At 70.7% G+C, this 15,017-nt stretch carries 11 protein-coding genes; 9 read left to right on the top strand and 2 right to left on the bottom strand.

Annotation, left to right across the window (positions count from 1 at the left end; all coding sequences use genetic code 11):
* Window positions 1-64: 64 nt before the first annotated feature.
* Window positions 65-1,069, top strand: a complete 1,005-nt coding sequence (locus tag ACQPY0_RS38770; protein ID WP_432972545.1) for a LacI family DNA-binding transcriptional regulator — start codon at window positions 65-67, stop codon at window positions 1,067-1,069.
* 22 nt (window positions 1,070-1,091) lie between these two features.
* Window positions 1,092-3,395, top strand: coding sequence for a beta-glucosidase family protein (locus ACQPY0_RS38765; RefSeq protein WP_432972542.1), 2,304 nt, complete (start codon window positions 1,092-1,094; stop codon window positions 3,393-3,395).
* 284 nt (window positions 3,396-3,679) lie between these two features.
* Here ACQPY0_RS38765 and ACQPY0_RS38760 read toward each other — a convergent pair whose 3' ends face one another.
* Window positions 3,680-5,209 carry a YbdK family carboxylate-amine ligase gene (locus ACQPY0_RS38760; protein WP_432972539.1) on the bottom strand — a complete coding sequence of 510 codons (1,530 nt, stop codon included), beginning with the start codon at window positions 5,207-5,209 and terminating at the stop codon, window positions 3,680-3,682.
* A 739-nt stretch (window positions 5,210-5,948) separates the two neighbouring features.
* Here ACQPY0_RS38760 and ACQPY0_RS38755 point away from each other — a divergent pair.
* Window positions 5,949-6,842: a class II glutamine amidotransferase gene (locus ACQPY0_RS38755; RefSeq protein WP_432972537.1), complete on the top strand. Its 894-nt coding sequence runs from the start codon at window positions 5,949-5,951 to the stop codon at window positions 6,840-6,842.
* Window positions 6,843-7,185: 343 nt separating this feature from the next.
* On the opposite strand, the gene ACQPY0_RS38750 is transcribed toward ACQPY0_RS38755, so the two are convergent.
* Window positions 7,186-8,160, bottom strand: a complete 975-nt coding sequence (locus tag ACQPY0_RS38750; protein WP_432972534.1) for a twin-arginine translocation signal domain-containing protein — start codon at window positions 8,158-8,160, stop codon at window positions 7,186-7,188.
* A 148-nt stretch (window positions 8,161-8,308) separates the two neighbouring features.
* On the opposite strand from ACQPY0_RS38750, the gene ACQPY0_RS38745 reads away from it, so the two are divergent.
* The 6 genes from ACQPY0_RS38745 to ACQPY0_RS38720 are packed head-to-tail and all read left to right on the top strand — an operon-like array spanning window position 8,309 to window position 15,016.
* Window positions 8,309-9,415, top strand: a complete 1,107-nt coding sequence (locus ACQPY0_RS38745) for a LacI family DNA-binding transcriptional regulator (RefSeq protein WP_432972531.1) — start codon at window positions 8,309-8,311, stop codon at window positions 9,413-9,415.
* Between the two features lie 16 nt (window positions 9,416-9,431).
* Complete coding sequence (locus tag ACQPY0_RS38740) at window positions 9,432-11,027, top strand: FAD-dependent oxidoreductase (RefSeq protein WP_432972528.1); 1,596 nt, start codon at window positions 9,432-9,434, stop codon at window positions 11,025-11,027.
* Between the two features lie 21 nt (window positions 11,028-11,048).
* Window positions 11,049-12,317, top strand: coding sequence for an ABC transporter substrate-binding protein (locus ACQPY0_RS38735; RefSeq protein WP_432972525.1), 1,269 nt, complete (start codon window positions 11,049-11,051; stop codon window positions 12,315-12,317).
* Between the two features lies 1 nt (window position 12,318).
* Entirely contained in the window at window positions 12,319-13,206 is an 888-nt protein-coding gene (locus tag ACQPY0_RS38730) for a carbohydrate ABC transporter permease (protein ID WP_432972522.1), read from the top strand.
* On the top strand, window positions 13,196-14,035 hold the full coding sequence (locus ACQPY0_RS38725) for a carbohydrate ABC transporter permease (RefSeq protein ID WP_432972519.1): 840 nt from the start codon (window positions 13,196-13,198) through the stop codon (window positions 14,033-14,035). The genes ACQPY0_RS38730 and ACQPY0_RS38725 overlap by 11 nt, the downstream gene beginning before the upstream one ends.
* A 6-nt stretch (window positions 14,036-14,041) precedes the next feature.
* Window positions 14,042-15,016, top strand: a complete 975-nt coding sequence (locus tag ACQPY0_RS38720) for an acetylxylan esterase (RefSeq protein ID WP_432972516.1) — start codon at window positions 14,042-14,044, stop codon at window positions 15,014-15,016.
* Window position 15,017: the final 1 nt, after the last annotated feature.

Raw genomic sequence — 15,017 nt, 5'->3', positions numbered from 1 at the left:
TGCGCCTCTGTTACGAGCGTTGTCAATCGTTGTCGATAACGTTATCGGACGTTATTGTGCCCTCGTGAAGCCCAGTTCCCGAGTCACGATCCGTGATGTGGCGGCCACCGCCGGCGTCTCGGTCGCCACGGTGTCCAAGGTCCTCAACGCCCGTTACGGCGTCTCCGCGGCGACGAGCGCGCACGTCCAGGCCGTGATCCGCGAGCTGGGTTACGAGGCGAGCCTGGTCGCGCAGAGCCTGCGCAACCACAAGACCAACGTGATCGGAATCCTGGTCGCCGACCTGGAGCCGTTCTCGACGGAGCTGCTCAAGGGCGCGGCCAAGGCGATCAAGGGAACCGGATACGAGCTGGTCGTCTACTCGGCCGGCGGGCGCTCGGTCGACCACGCCGGATGGGAGCAGCGATACCTCTCCCGCCTCTCCGGCACCCTCGTCGACGGCGCCGTGCTGGTCACCCCGACCGTGGTCGAGGTCGACTTCGGCCAGGCCGTGGTCGCCGTCGACCCGCACACCGGCCCGACCGGACTGCCCACAGTGGACTCCGACAGCCTGCTCGGGGCGCGCACCGGCGTACGGCATCTCATCGATCTCGGGCACCGGCGCATCGCGCTCATCGGCGGCCGGACGGACCTCGAGTCCGCGAAGCTGCGCGAGCAGGGCTACCGCGAGGAACTGGCCGCGGCCGGTATCGAGGCCGACCCCGCGCTCATCCAGCCCGGCAACTACGACGCCGACGACTCCGCGGCCGCCGCCCGGCGGTTGCTGGAGCTGCCCGACCGCCCGACGGCGCTCTTCGCCGCGAACGACACCTCGGCCATCGCGGCGATCGAGGTCGCGGTCGCGATGGGGCTGCGGGTGCCGGAGGACCTCTCGGTCGTCGGCTTCGACAACGTCCCCGAGGCGGCCCTGGCCACCCCGTCGCTGACCACCGTGGAGCAGCCCATCCACGAGATGGGGCACCGGGCGATCGACCTGCTCATCCAGCTCATGAACGGCGAGACCGTCGAGAACACCCATGTGCGGCTGGCCACGCGCCTTGTGGTGCGGCAGTCGACCGCCGCCCTCTGATCGTCTGAACGGAGCAAAAAGCGTGACTGACAGCGCGTGGCGGGACACCACGCTGCCCATTGCCCAGCGGGTGGCGGACCTGATGGCCCGGATGTCGCTGCGCGAGAAGGTGGCGCAGATGTACGGGGCCTGGCTCAACGTCGGCGAGACCCCCGGCGAGGTGGCCCCGCACCAGAACGACCAGGCCCCGGACCCGATCGACTGGCCCGAGCTCATCCGGCACGGGCTGGGCCAGATGACCCGGCTGTACGGCTCCGCGCCGGTCGAGCCGCTCGCCGGCGCCCGGCACGTGGCCGACCTGCAGCGCCAGATCATCGACGCCGGCCGCTTCGGCATCCCGGCGATCGTGCACGAGGAGTGCCTCACCGGCCTCGCCGCCTGGAAGGCGCCCATCTTCCCGACCCCACTCGCCTGGGGCGCGAGCTTCGACCCGGCGCTGGTCGAGGCGATGGCCGCGCACATCGGCGCCACCATGCGCCGCCTCGGCATCCACCAGGGCCTCGCCCCGGTCGTCGACGTGGCCCGCGACCTGCGCTGGGGCCGCGTCGAGGAGACCATCGGCGAGGACCCGCACCTGGTCGGCACCATCGGCGCGGCCTACGTGCGCGGCCTGCAGTCCGCCGGGATCGTCGCCACCCTCAAGCACTTCGTCGGCTACTCGGCATCCCGGGCCGGGCGCAATCTCGCCCCGGTCTCGATCGGCCCCCGCGAGCTCGCCGACGTGCTGCTGCCCCCGTTCGAGATGGCCCTGCGCGCCGGGGCGGGCTCGGTGCTGAACAACTACACCGACATCGACGGCGTTCCCGTGGCCGCCGACCCGTCCCTGCTCACGGCGCTGCTCCGGGACCGGTTGGGCTTCGACGGTACGGTCGTGAGCGACTACTTCGCCATCGCGTTCCTGGAGAGCCTGCACGGCGTCGCCGCCGACCGCGCCGAGGCGGCCGCCGCCGCACTGCGGGCCGGCATCGACGTCGAGCTGCCCGGCGTCAACTGCTACGGCGGTCCGCTGCTCAAGGCCCTCGAGGCCGGCGACGTCGACGAGGCCCTGATCGACCGGGCCGTGGAGCGCATCCTGCGCCAGAAGTGCGAGCTCGGCCTGCTCGACCCCGGCTTCCGCCCCGAGCCGGACTACCTCGCCGACCCCGCCGACCTCGACGACCCCGAGGCGCGCACCATCGCCCGCCGCCTCGCCGAGCGCTCGATCGTCCTGCTGCGCAACGACTCCGGCGTCCTGCCGCTGCGCCCCGGCACGCGCCTGGCCGTCGTCGGCCCTGGCGCGCACCGCCCCGACGCGCTGTTCGGCTGCTACTCGTTCCCGCGCCACGTGGGCGTGCACCATCCGGGCCTGGAGCTGGGCGTCGAGACACCCGCCATCGTCGATGCCCTCGGCACCGCCTTCCCGGTGTCGTACTCCCTGGGCTGCCCCTTCCTCGGTGGCTCCGACGAGGACATCGCCGCCGCCGCGCAGGCCGCCGCCGCGGCCGACGTGTGCGTGGCGGTGCTCGGCGACCTGGCCGGGCTCTTCGGCACCGGCACCTCGGGGGAGGGCTGCGACGCCCCGGACCTGCGGCTGCCCGGCCGCCAGGAGGAGCTGCTCGAGGCGCTGCTGGCCACCGGCACCCCGGTCGTGCTCGTCGTCCTCGCCGGCCGCCCCTACGAGCTGTCCCGCCAGGTCGACCGCCTCGCCGCCGTGGCGTGCACGTTCTTTCCCGGCGAGGAGGGCGCCGCCGCCCTGGCCGGCGTGCTGTCCGGCGCGGTCAACCCGTCCGGGCGCCTCCCGGTCGGCTTCCCCGGCGCCGGCGCGTCCCAGCCCTCGACGTACCTGGCCGCCCGGCTCGGCCGCCGCAGCGACGTGTCCACAGTGGATCCGAGCCCACTCTTCCCGTTCGGTCACGGCCTCGCCTACGCCGACGCGCAGTGGGGCCCGGCGGCGCTGAACCCCGCGGACGGCTGGGCCACCGACGGGGAGATCGAGCTGACGGTACCGCTGCGCAACCCGCACGACCGCGAGGTCAGCACGGTCGTGCAGGTCTACGCCCACGATCCGGTGGCCTCGGTGGCCAGGCCGGTGCGGCAGCTGCTGGCGGCCCCGCGGGTGGACCTGGCGCCGGGCGAGTCGCGGACCCTGATCGTGACGCTGCACGCGGACCTGCTGTCGTACACGGGCCGCGACGGCCGGCGGATCGTCGAGCCCGGCGACGTGGAGCTGTTCGTGGCGCGCTCCAGCACCGACGTCCACACCGAGTTCCGGGTTCCGATGGTCGGGCCACCGCGCGAGGCCGGCACGGCCCGTCGCCTGCACCCCGGAATCATCCTGCTGCCCTGACGTTGCTCCCGGGGTGACGGCGCGCCGCCTCTGCTCGGGCGGCGCGCCGTTTTATGCACCGAACTTTTGTTGCGCCCACGTGAATCTTGCTTCGATCCGCCTGGCCGTCTGGACCCCTGTCCGCGCTACGGTCCGTGACCAACGACCAATTGCCGATTACCGGATTGCTGATATTCGGTAATCAATAATCCAGCCCGGCGTCGCCGGGACCCCGGCCTGCAGCGGCGGCCACGCCACGTTCCCCGCCCGGCCGGCTGACCTGGTCCTATGTCGCTGACCTGGTCCTATGTTGTGGTCAGGGTCTGACTGGACCGGGTTGCCGTCGCGCCGGGGTCGGTCGTGCCCGGTGCGGTGCATTCTGCCATCGTCGCGACGAACGCGTCCGGGCGCGAATCGAACCCGAGCAGCTCGCGCTGCCGGTCGGCGCCGGTGCCGTGCATCAGTAGCCGGCCCAACTCGCTGCGAACAGCGAAGGCGTCACCCGCCTCGGTCAGCGCGGGCGTTGCCTTTCGCAGCAATGCCCGAAGGCGGTCACCGACCGAGCTCGTACTCGTCAGGTGCGGGTAGGGCGGCCGTGTCTGCAGGAATTCGCTCTCGCCCGGTGGGTAGCTGCGATCGCCCGGCGGGTAGGGGCTCCCGGCCGGTAGACGGTGGCTCTCGGTCAGTGGCGGGTAGTGGCCCTCGGCCGGTGGGCAGCGGCCGTCGGTGGGCGAGACGGAGCCCTCGGTCGATGGGTAGCTGTGATCGGTCGGTGCGAAAACGCTGTCACTAGGCGGATAGTGGTCGTCGCCCGGTGGAAAACGGTTCTCGCTTGGTGGCTGGTGGCCCTCGGTCGGTGGGAAAGGGCTCTCGGTTGGCAGGTGGTGGCCCTCGGCACACGAGAAAGGGTCTTCGGTTTGTAGGTGGTGGCCTTCGACCCAGGGGACGCGGCCTTCGGTTGGCGGGTAGTGGCCTTCGGCGCGGGGGAGACGGCTTTCATTTGGCGGGTGGTGGCCCTCGGTCAGTGGGCAGTGGCGGTCGGTCGCCAGGCCGTTCCGCGCGGCCGCGGCCAGGGCGACCTCGAGTTCTCCGGCGGTCGGGGTCTCGGACTCGCGGTGGTGGCGGGCGTCGTCGATGAGAGCGGCGACCAGTGCGCGGACGAGGCCGGCGAACATTACGGTGTCGGACGTGTCGAGGCAGGTGTCGGCGATTCGCACCTCGATCGTGGGGTAGCGGCTGGAGAGCCTCGCCAGCAGGTGCACCCCGCCGGCGTCGAGGGCGGAGCCATCGGCGATCAGGGCGGCGACCGCGCGGTCGTACTCGGCGGCGCAGGTCCACGCCCCCGGCGCGCGAAACGTCGGCCAGCGGCGGCGGGCTTCGTAGCGGCGGCTGCTGTATCCGCAGTCCATCCCCTCCGCGAGCGGTGAGTTTCCGGTCACGGCCAGTAGCGCGGGTAGCCATGGTCGCAGGCGGGTCAGCACGTCGACGGCCAGGTCGCGGTCGGCTATGCCGATGTGCACATGGCATCCGCAGGTGCCGGCGGCTGCTGTGGTTGCCTCGGGATAGCGGTCGGCCAGGCGGCGGTACCGTGCGTCATCGGTCAGCGACCCCAACGGCCCACGCCGAAACGGCGGCGCGCCCGTCGCCACCAGCCGCGCCCCGAACCGCAGCGCGGCCCGCGCAGCGAGCAGCCGAAGCTCGGCCAGTTCGTCGTACAGCCGATCGAGCCGAGTATGCACGCTGGTCACGGTCTCCAGCTGATACGCCGTGTACTCGTGCCGAAACCGTCCGTCGCCATCCGTGATTCCGAGTATGCCGGCCGCCACCGGCGCCACTGCGCCGTCGGGCTCCAGCAGGAGGAATTCTTCCTCGACTCCAACGGTGAGCATCGTGGCCTCCCCTCGGCGAACCGGGCCGCCGCGGGTGAAGCGTCACCCCGCCCGGCTGCCCCGCGCGTCATCCCGCAGGGGTGAGCGGGTGGGGAGATTTGCGCCCTCGCGGTGAGTGAGTGCCGCCGCGTCCGTCGGGCGAAATCGTTTACCGTAGGCATGCGCTACGCTGAGTAGTCAAATAAGCATTTCAGGGTGATCACTGCTGCGCTCGCTCAGCGGCGCCGGCCGCGGGGCCGCGTCCGCGCCGCTGCAGCATGAGGATCTCTGCTTCGCGCGGCCGGCCATCCTGCGGCGGTGAGCGGATGGCGCCTCACGGTGGGCGTGGCGGTGTCGTTGACGCTGGCGGCCGGGTCCAGGGTTCAGGTGGCAAGTTTCGCTTCGTGGCGGTGAGCGGATGGCGTCTCACGTGAGCGTGGCGGTGTCGTTGAGGCTGGCGGCCGGGTCCAGGTGGCGAGTTTCGCTCCGCGACGGTGGGTTCCGCTCCGTGGCCGTGACGACTCGGTGTGCAGGAGGACCACTTTGGTGCCGTAGAACCGGGCCGCGGTTGGCGTCTCACGGTGGGTGTCGCTCGGCGAATTCAGTCGCCGGGGGTGAGGCATCGCCCGTGGATGGCCCCGCCTCATCCCCGGCGGGTGAGTGGTAGGCGGGCCCCCGCGCAGACGATCGGGTGAGGAGGTGCGAGATGTGCCGATGGCTGGCGTACTCGGGATCGCCGATCCTGCTGGAAGAGCTGTTGTACAAGCCCGAGCACTCGCTGATTGACCAGAGCATGCACGCCAAGCTCGGAGTGGGGACCACGAACGGTGACGGGTTCGGGGTCGGGTGGTACACGCCGGGTGGGCGGCCCGAGCCGACGCTGTTCCGCGGGATCGGGCCGGCCTGGGGGGACGATAACCTGCGCGAGCTCGCCCGGTCGGTCGAGTCTGGCTTGTTCCTGGCGCACATCCGGGCCAGTACCGGGACCGCAGTGCAGCAGAGCAATTGTCACCCGTTCCGCTACGGACGGTGGCTGTGGCTGCACAATGGGCGGATCCGCGGGTACCAGGAGCTGAAGCGGTCGCTCGTCATGGCCGTCGATCCCGATCTGTACCCGCACATCGGCGGGTCCACCGACTCCGAGCTGATGTTCTACCTCGCGCTCACGTTCGGCCTGGAGCGCGAGCCCGTCGGTGCCGTCGAGCGGATGGTCGCCTGGATCGAGGACGCCGGGCGGCACAACGGTATCGAGTATCCGATGCAGATGACCGTCGCGACCACGGACGGCGAGCGGCTGTGGGCGTTTCGCTACTCAAGCGAGCACAGCAGCCGGTCGCTGTACTGCAGCACCGCCATCGAGACACTGCGGCTCATGTACCCGGACAACCCGGCGCTGCAAACGGTGTCGGCGCAGACCCGCATCGTGGTGTCGGAGCCGATCGGTACGCTGGTGGGGGCCTGGCAGCCGGTGGCGGAGTCGAGCTACGAGCTGGTGAGGCCGGGCGTGGACGTGACCGGCCCGTTCCGGCCGGAACTCCCCGCGACGGCCGATCCGGAGCGCGGTGCGCAGTTGGTCGCCGGCCAGGTCACAGAGCTGTAGAGCCAGCGCGGCAGTGCCAGCGAAGCAGGGCCAGCGCAGCAGAGATAGCGCAGCCGAGCCAGCGTGGCAGTGCCAGAGCTGTAGAGCCAGCGCAGCCGAGCCGGTGCTGCAGTGCCAGCGCAGCAGTGCCAGCGGACGACGCTGCGAAGATAGCGCTGCAGAGACAGATCTACGCGGTGCGCATGGTGCTGGAGGGGCTGGTCGCCGCGCGGGCCGCCAGCGCTGCAGAAGCCGGAGACAGCACTGTAGAAGGCCTTAGGTTAGAGCCGGCGCGGCGGACCGGTGGTCGCTCGCCCGGCCGCCACGCGGTGGGAGCCGGGCGGGCGAATCGAACAATGGACCGTCAGACGGCCCGGGCCACCGCGATCGTCGCGGACAGTCGCGGGCCGGCCTCGTAGAACATGTACTCCACGCCGCCGTCGGTGCCGAACGACGGCGCGGCGCTGCGACCGCTGTCCGGGGCCGCCGACCGCGCGGAGTGGAACACGCCCAGGTGTACCTGGCGGTCGAAGGCGTTGCCGACCTCGGTGAGGAACATGTTGCCGCCGTTGCCGTGGTACACCACGTACGCGGTGCCGTTGCGCTTGAGCAGGTGCGCCCCGGAGATGTCGGTCTGGCCGTCGGCGCCGGGCGTGACGAGCGGGGTGGGGTCGAACTTCCAGGATTTCGCGTCGCTGGACCAGCCCCAGAAGATCTTCCTGGTGCCGCTGGTGACGCCCATGAACAGCATGACGTACTTGTTCCCCAGGCCCGTCACGGTGTGCTCGAAGACGCGGGCGTACGAGGTCTCGGTGGTGCCGGGGACCATCGACGTGTTCAGGACGACCCCGAAGTACGTGTAATGGATTCCGTCCGTCGACCAGGCCATGCGGGTCGTGTTGTTCTCGCCGTGGAAGTAGAGATAGAACTTCTTGTTCGACGCGCTCCACAGCACGTGCGGTGACGAGACGTGGCTGACGGAGTAGTACGGCGACCACGTGTTGGAGACGATCGGGTTGGCCGGGTATTCCGTGAACGGCCCGGCCAGGGAGTTGCCGTAGGCCAGGCAGATGCCGCCGGGCGCGTTGTGCGGGGCGTAGTAGAGGTAGTAGCGGCCGAGGCCGCCGCTGATCTTGTCGTACACACCCCGGATGCACGGGAAGATCAGCTCGTTCGTGGGGCTGTAGCGCAGTGCCGACTTGGTGAACGGCACGCCGATGTACTGGTAGTTCGGGAATCCGGCCGGCGCGGCGGACGCCGGCGAGGGGAGCTGGAGTGCGCCGATGGCGGCGGCGCCTCCTGACAATGCGGCTCCCCTGAGCAGCTGGCGGCGATTCATGGATGGGAGTGTGTTCCCGGCCGAACGCCCCGGTCAAGGTGCTAATACGAATTATCAGCGGCAACCGGGGACTTGACGAACCCGGGTCGATGGGTTCAGGATGGCGACCCATCAAGTGGTAATGCGCATTAGCAGGACGGAAGCCATCGTGACCGGAACCCCCCGCCGCCTGACGCAACGGGACATCGCCCGGATGACGGGCGTCAGTCAGGCGACCGTGTCGCTCGTGCTCAACGGGCGTTCGGACGGCGACGTGCGCATCGCGCCGGAGACGCGTGAGCGGGTGCTGCAGGCGATCCGCGACAGCGGTTACGTCGCGGACCCGATCGCCCGCCGGCTCGCCGCGCGGGACAACCGGATCATCGGCGTGTTCACCTACGAGCCGGTGTTCCCGGCCGGCAACAGCGACTTTTACCACCCGTTCCTGGTCGGCATCGAGGAGCGGGCCGAGGCCCTGGGCAGCGACCTGCTGCTGCTGACCAGTGCCCCGGTGGTCGACGGGCGGCGGCGCATCTTCCACGAGGGCAACCGGCTGCGCCTGGCCGACGGCTGCGTCCTGCTCGGTCGCTCGCTCGACCGCGAGGAGCTGGCCCGGCTGGTGGCGGACGGGTTCCCGTTCGTCTCCGTCGGCCGGCGCGACGACGCCGGTGGTCCCGTGCCGTACGTCGGCGCGGACTACGCCGGCGCGACGGTGACCCTGGTGCGGCGGGCGGTCGCGCTCGGGCACACCCGGCTGCTGTACATGGGGCAGGGGGAGGGGCCGGAGTCACACGCCGACCGTAAGGCCGGCTTCGACCGCGGCGTCGCCGAGGCGGGCGTGACCGGCCTGCACCTGCCGGCTGGCGACCTCGACGCGGTCCTGGACAGCGGCGCGACGGCGGTCTTCGCCGAGGAGCACAGCGAGGGCGTGGCCCTGGCGGCGCGATCGGCGGAGATCGCAGAGAAACGGACGAATACCCCGTCAGGCGAAAAATCCGATAAGTCGCGGCGCGGAGCGCCCGACTTATCGCCCAGCCGCGCCGGCCGCCCGGTAGGACCGGCGGCCGAGCTGTCCATCGTCACCCTCGGCCAGCCGACCAGGAACGTCACGGACCCGACCGGCACGGAGTTCACCGGTTTCAAGATCCCGAGGCGCGAGATGGGCGCCCAGGCCCTCGAGGTGCTCACGGCCCTGATCGACGGCAAGAAGACCCAGCGCCAGCGGGTGCTGACGTGCGAGCTCATCCCCGGAACAACCCTCAACGAAAGACGATAAATCGTAAATGTCCGAAATGCAGACTGACGTGCTCGTGGTCGGGGCCGGCCTCGGCGGCGTCGCCGCGGCGCTCGCCGCGCTCAGGGCGGGCCGCAGCGTCGTGCTCACGGAGGAGTACGACTGGATCGGCGGCCAGCTCACCAGCCAGGCGGTGCCGCCCGACGAGCATAGCTGGGTGGAGCAGTTCGGCGTCACGGCCAGCTATCGCCGGCTCCGTGACGGCATCCGCGAGTACTACCGGCGTCACTATCCGCTGACGGCCGCCGCGCGGGCGTGGCGCGACCTGAACCCGGGCGCGGGCCACGTGAGCCGGCTCTGCCACGAGCCGCGGGTCGCGGTCGCCGTGCTGGAGGCGATGCTCTCGCCGTACCGATCCAGTGGGAAGCTCAGGGTGCTGCAGCCGTTCGTCCCCGCGGCCGCGACCACCGACGGTGACCGGGTGACCGCGGTGGCGCTGCGCCACCGCGACACCGGCGAGACGGTGCACGTCACGGCACCCTACGTGCTGGACGCGACCGAGACGGGCGAGCTGCTGCCGCTGGCCGGCGTCGAGTACGTCACCGGTTTCGAGTCCCAGGCCGACACCGGCGAGCCGAGCGCGCCCGCCGCCGCCCAACCGGCCAACATGCAGGCGGTCTCGGTGTGCTTCGCGGTCGACCACGTCGACGGCGACCACACCATCGACCGCCCGGCGCGTTACGACTTCTGGCGCGAGTACACCCCGCCGTTCTGGGGCGGCCCGCTGCTGTCGTTCCGCGCGCCGAGCCCCCGCACGCTGCTGCCCACCGAGCGGGTGTTCGACCCCAACCCCGGCGACGACCCGCTCGCCGTCGACGCCGACCAGCGGCGCAACCCCGGCGACCACAACCTGTGGACGTTCCGGCGGATCGCGGCGCGGCGGCTGTTCACCGACGGCGCGTACGACAGCGACATCTGCCTGGTGAACTGGCCGATGCTCGACTACTTCGAGCACCCGGTCATCGACGTGCCCGACCCGGCCGTGCACCTCGCCGCGGCCCGGGAGCAGGCCCGCTCGGTGCTGTACTGGCTGCAGACCGAGGCGCCGCGCCCCGACGGCGGCACCGGGTTCCCGGGGCTGCGGCTGCGCGGCGACGTCACCGGCAGCGCCGACGGGCTCGCCCAGGCGCCGTACATCCGCGAGTCCCGGCGCATCCTCGCCGAGTACACGGTCGTCGAGCAGGACCTGGCGCTGGCCGTGCGTGGCGACAAGGGCGCGGTGAGCTACCACGACTCGGTCGGCGTGGGGATGTACCGCATCGACCTGCACCCCTCCACCGGCGGCGACCACTACATCGACGTCGGCTGCTGCCCCTTCCAGATCCCGCTCGGCGCGCTGATCCCGCGCCGGGTGGACAACCTCCTGCCCGCCGGCAAGAACATCGGCACCACCCACGTCACCAACGGCGCCTACCGCCTGCACCCCGTCGAGTGGAACGCCGGCGAGGCCGCGGGCGCGCTGGCCGCGTTCTGCCTGGACCGCGCGTGCACCCCGCGCGCGGTGCGCAACAACCCCGTCCTGCTGGCCGAGTTCCAGGCCCGCCTGGACAACGACGGCGTCGAGCGGCAGTGGCCCGACGTCGCCGGTTACTGACACCCCCGAGGAGTACCGCAGATGAAGTTCCGTTTCGCAGCAGCCGCCCTGTCGGCCGTTTCCATACTCGCCCTCGCCGCGTGCGGCGACGACAAGGGCAGCACCCCCGCCGCCGCCGAGACCGGCCCGGTCGAGCTGCGCATGACCGTCTGGTCGGCCAACGAGGCCCACCTGAAGATGTTCAACGACATCGCCGCCGAGTACAAGACGGCGCACCCGAACGTGAGCGTCAAGTTCGACCCGCTGCCGTTCGAGCAGTACACGACCACGATCACCACCCAGATCGCCGGCGGCAACGGCCCGGACCTGGCCTGGATCCTCGAGGACTCCGCGCCGGACTTCGTCGGATCCGGTGCGCTGGTGCCGCTGGAAAAGCTGGAGAACCCCGACGATCTGGCGCCGGCGGCGACCAAGCTGTGGCAGAACGGCGGGAAGCTGTACGCGTACCCGTTCTCCACGTCCCCGTTCGGCGTGTTCGTCAACACCGACCTGCTCAAGCAGGCGGGCCAGGACAACCCGGCCGACCTCGTCACCGCCGGCAACTGGACCTGGGACAAGGCGTTCGCGATGGGCGCGGCGGTCAACGCCAAGACCGGCACCGCCGGCATGGTCGTGCGCGACTTCGACTACAAGACCTGGAGCAACCTCTCCGCGGTCTGGACCGGCTGGGGCGCCCAGGCCTGGAGCGCCGACGGCAAGACGTGCGGGTTCAACGCCCCGGAGATGGTCGAGGCGATGACCGCGCTGCACAAGGCCATCTTCACCGACAAGGCGCTGCCCGGCCCGGGCGTGTCCGCCGACTTCTTCACCGGCCAGTCCGCGATGACCATCACCCAGATCTCGCGGGCGTCGCTGCTCAAGGACGCCAAGTTCGGCTGGGATCTGGTGCCGCTGCCGGCCGGGCCGAAGGGCAAGTACGCCGTGGTCGGCCAGGCCGGTCTGGGCGTGCTGAAGAAGGGCAAGCACGCCGGTACGGCCGCGGACTTCCTGGCGTTCTTCACCAACCCCGCCAACAGCGCCAAGCTCGCGCAGTACTTCCCGCCGGCCCGCAAGAGCCAGCTCAACGCCGAGACCTTGGCCAAGACCAACCCGCTGCTCAAGCCCGCGCAGCTGCAGTCGGTCGTCATCGACGGCATCTCCACCGGCGTCGTCAAGCCCAGCCACACCAGCTCGGCCGAGATCGCGCAGAACGTCCGCGCCTCGCTGGACCCGCTGTGGAAGCCCGACGCCGACGTGAAGTCCGTGCTCGACACCGTGTGCACCGGCCTGAAGCCGCTGCTGGCCAAGTGACATGAAGTACTGGACCGCGCGCCGGCGCGACCACCTGGCCGGCTACCTGTTCATCGCGCCGCAGCTCGCGGGCACGATCCTCTTCGTGCTCGTCCCGCTGGTGCTGGTCGCGTGGTACAGCCTGCACGAGTGGAACGTCCTCGCCGACGAGTTCACCTTCGTCGGCGGGGACAACTACAAGCAGCTGGCGGACGATCCGAACCTGCCGAAGGTGCTCGCCGCCACCGGCCTGTTCTCCGCCGGGCTGCTCGTGCTCAACCTGAGCCTCGCCCTGCTGCTGGCCGTGCTGCTCAACCAGAAGCTGCGCGGCACGGTCGTGTTCCGCACGCTGTTCTTCTCGCCGGTCGTCGTGTCCATGGTGGCGTGGACGATCGTGTGGGGGTTCCTGTTGCAGGACAACGGCGGCGTCAACGGCGTCCTGGATTCGGCCGGCATCCACGGACCGAACTGGCTGCGGGGCGAGACCACCGCGATGATCTCGGTGATCGTCGTGCAGGTGGTCAAGAACGTCGGGCTGAACATGGTGCTGTTCCTCGCCGCGCTGCAGGGCGTGCCGTCGGGCCTGTACGAGGCCGCGCGGCTGGACGGGGCGAGCGCCTGGCGGGCCTTCCGCAGCATCACCCTGCCGATGATCAGCCCGACGATCCTGCTCACGTCGATCATCACCGTGGTCGGCTCGCTGCAGGTCTTCGCCCAGATCGCCGTGCTCACCCAGGGCGGGCCCGGCACCTCGACGACCGTGCTCGTCTACTACCTCTACCAGCAGGCCTTCCAGTTCCATCACTTCGGCTACGGCGCCACGCTCTCGCTGGTGCTGTTCGCCATCGTCCTGATCCTGACCACCGTGCAGTGGCAGCTGCGCAAGCGATGGGTGTTCCATGAGTCCTAAGTCCCGTCGGGCCAAGACGGCGCTCTACGGTCTGCTGTGCGTCCTGGCCATTCCCTTCGTCTTCCCGACGTGGTGGATGGCGACCTCCTCCGTGAAGCCGGTGAGCGAGGTCTTCCGGTTCCCGCCGTCGCTGATCCCGTCCCACGTGGACTTCTCGGCGTACAAGCACGTGTTCCAGGCGCAGCCGTTCGCGCAGCAGTACCTCAACAGCATGTACATCGCCATCGTGTGCACGATCGGCACGCTGGTGGTGTCGTCGCTGGCCGGGTACGCCTTCGCCAGGATTCGCTTCCGCGGCCAGAACGCGCTGTTCCTGCTGGTCCTCACCGGCCTGCTGGTGCCCAGCGAGGTGACGATCGTGCCGCTGTTCCAGATGTTCCAGCGCTGGAACATGATCGACACCCACTGGCCGCTCATCCTCGTGCCGATCTTCGGCGCGCCGAGCGTCCTGGCCACGTTCATCATGCGGCAGTTCTTCATCGCGCTGCCGGCGGAGCTCGAGGAGGCCGGGCGCATCGACGGCCTGACCCGGTTCGGCCTGTTCCGGCAGGTCGCCCTGCCGCTGGCCCGCCCGGCCCTCGGCGCGGTGTCGATCTTCACCTTCCTGCACAGCTGGAACCTGTATCTTGAGCCGATCGTGTTCCTGTCCACCCCCTCGAAGTTCACGCTGCCGCAGGCGCTCACCCAGTTCGTCGACGTCTATGGCGGGCCGGCGTGGAACGTGCAGCTGTCGGCGGCGACGCTGACCGCCATCCCGGTCCTCGCCGTCTTCGTCATCGCCCAGCGCCAGTTCATCGAGGGCCTCGCCCACACAGGACTGAAAGGCTGAGCCGCCGTGCCGCTGTCCGACTTGACCCACGAGCAGTGCCTCGCCTACCGCAGCTCGGCGCCGGAGCCGCCCGGCTTCGACGAGTTCTGGGCCGGGGTGCTCGCCCAGGCCGAGGCGGACGGTGGCCCGGCCGTTTTCGAGCCGGTGCCGACAAGCCTCAAAACGCTGCAGGTGTACGACGTGAGCTTCCCCGGCCACGCCGGCCAGCCGGTCAAGGGCTGGTTCGTCGTCCCGGCCGGCGCCGAGGGTCCCCTGCCGTGCGTGGTGGAGTTCCCGGGGTACAACGGCGGCCGAGGGCTGCCGGAGGACTGCCTGCTCTACGCCTCGGCCGGCTACGCCCACCTCTTCATCGACGTGCGCGGCCAGGGCAGTGGCTGGCGGCGCGGCGACACCGGCGACGCCGAGCCGGAGGGCACCGGCCCGCAGCACCCGGGCTTCATGACCCGCGGCATCCTCGACCCGGCCAAGCACTTCTACCGCCGGGTCGTCACCGACGCGGTGCGGGCCGTGCACGCGGCCCGCAGCCACCCGCTCGTGGACCCGGCCCGGGTCGCGGCGACCGGGGTCAGCCAGGGCGGCGGGCTCACCCTCGCCGTCGCCGGGCTGGTCCCGGACCTGGCCGCGGTCGCCGCGGACGTGCCGTTCCTGTGCGACATGCGCCGCGGCGCCGAGCGCGCCTCGACCGGCCCGTACATCGAGGTCGCCGGCTACCTCAAGGTCCACCGCGACCGGGTCAGCACCGTCTTCGACACCCTCGCCCACTTCGACGGCGTGCACTTCGCCAGGCGTGCGAACGCCCCGGCGCTGTTCAGCGTCGCGATGATGGACACCACGTGCCCGCCCTCGACGGTCTTCGGCGCCTACCACAACTACGCGGGCCCAAAGGCGATCGAGGTGTACCACTTCAACGGCCACGAGGGCGGCGAGACCGTCCAGCACGCGGCCCGCCTGCGCTTCCTGAGCGACCTCCTGCAACCTTGAG

The organism is Dactylosporangium sp. CA-233914 (genome assembly GCF_050942935.1).
In the GTDB taxonomy this organism is placed as follows: Bacteria; Actinomycetota; Actinomycetes; order Mycobacteriales; family Micromonosporaceae; genus Dactylosporangium.
This window is presented reverse-complemented; position numbering and strand designations above follow the sequence as displayed.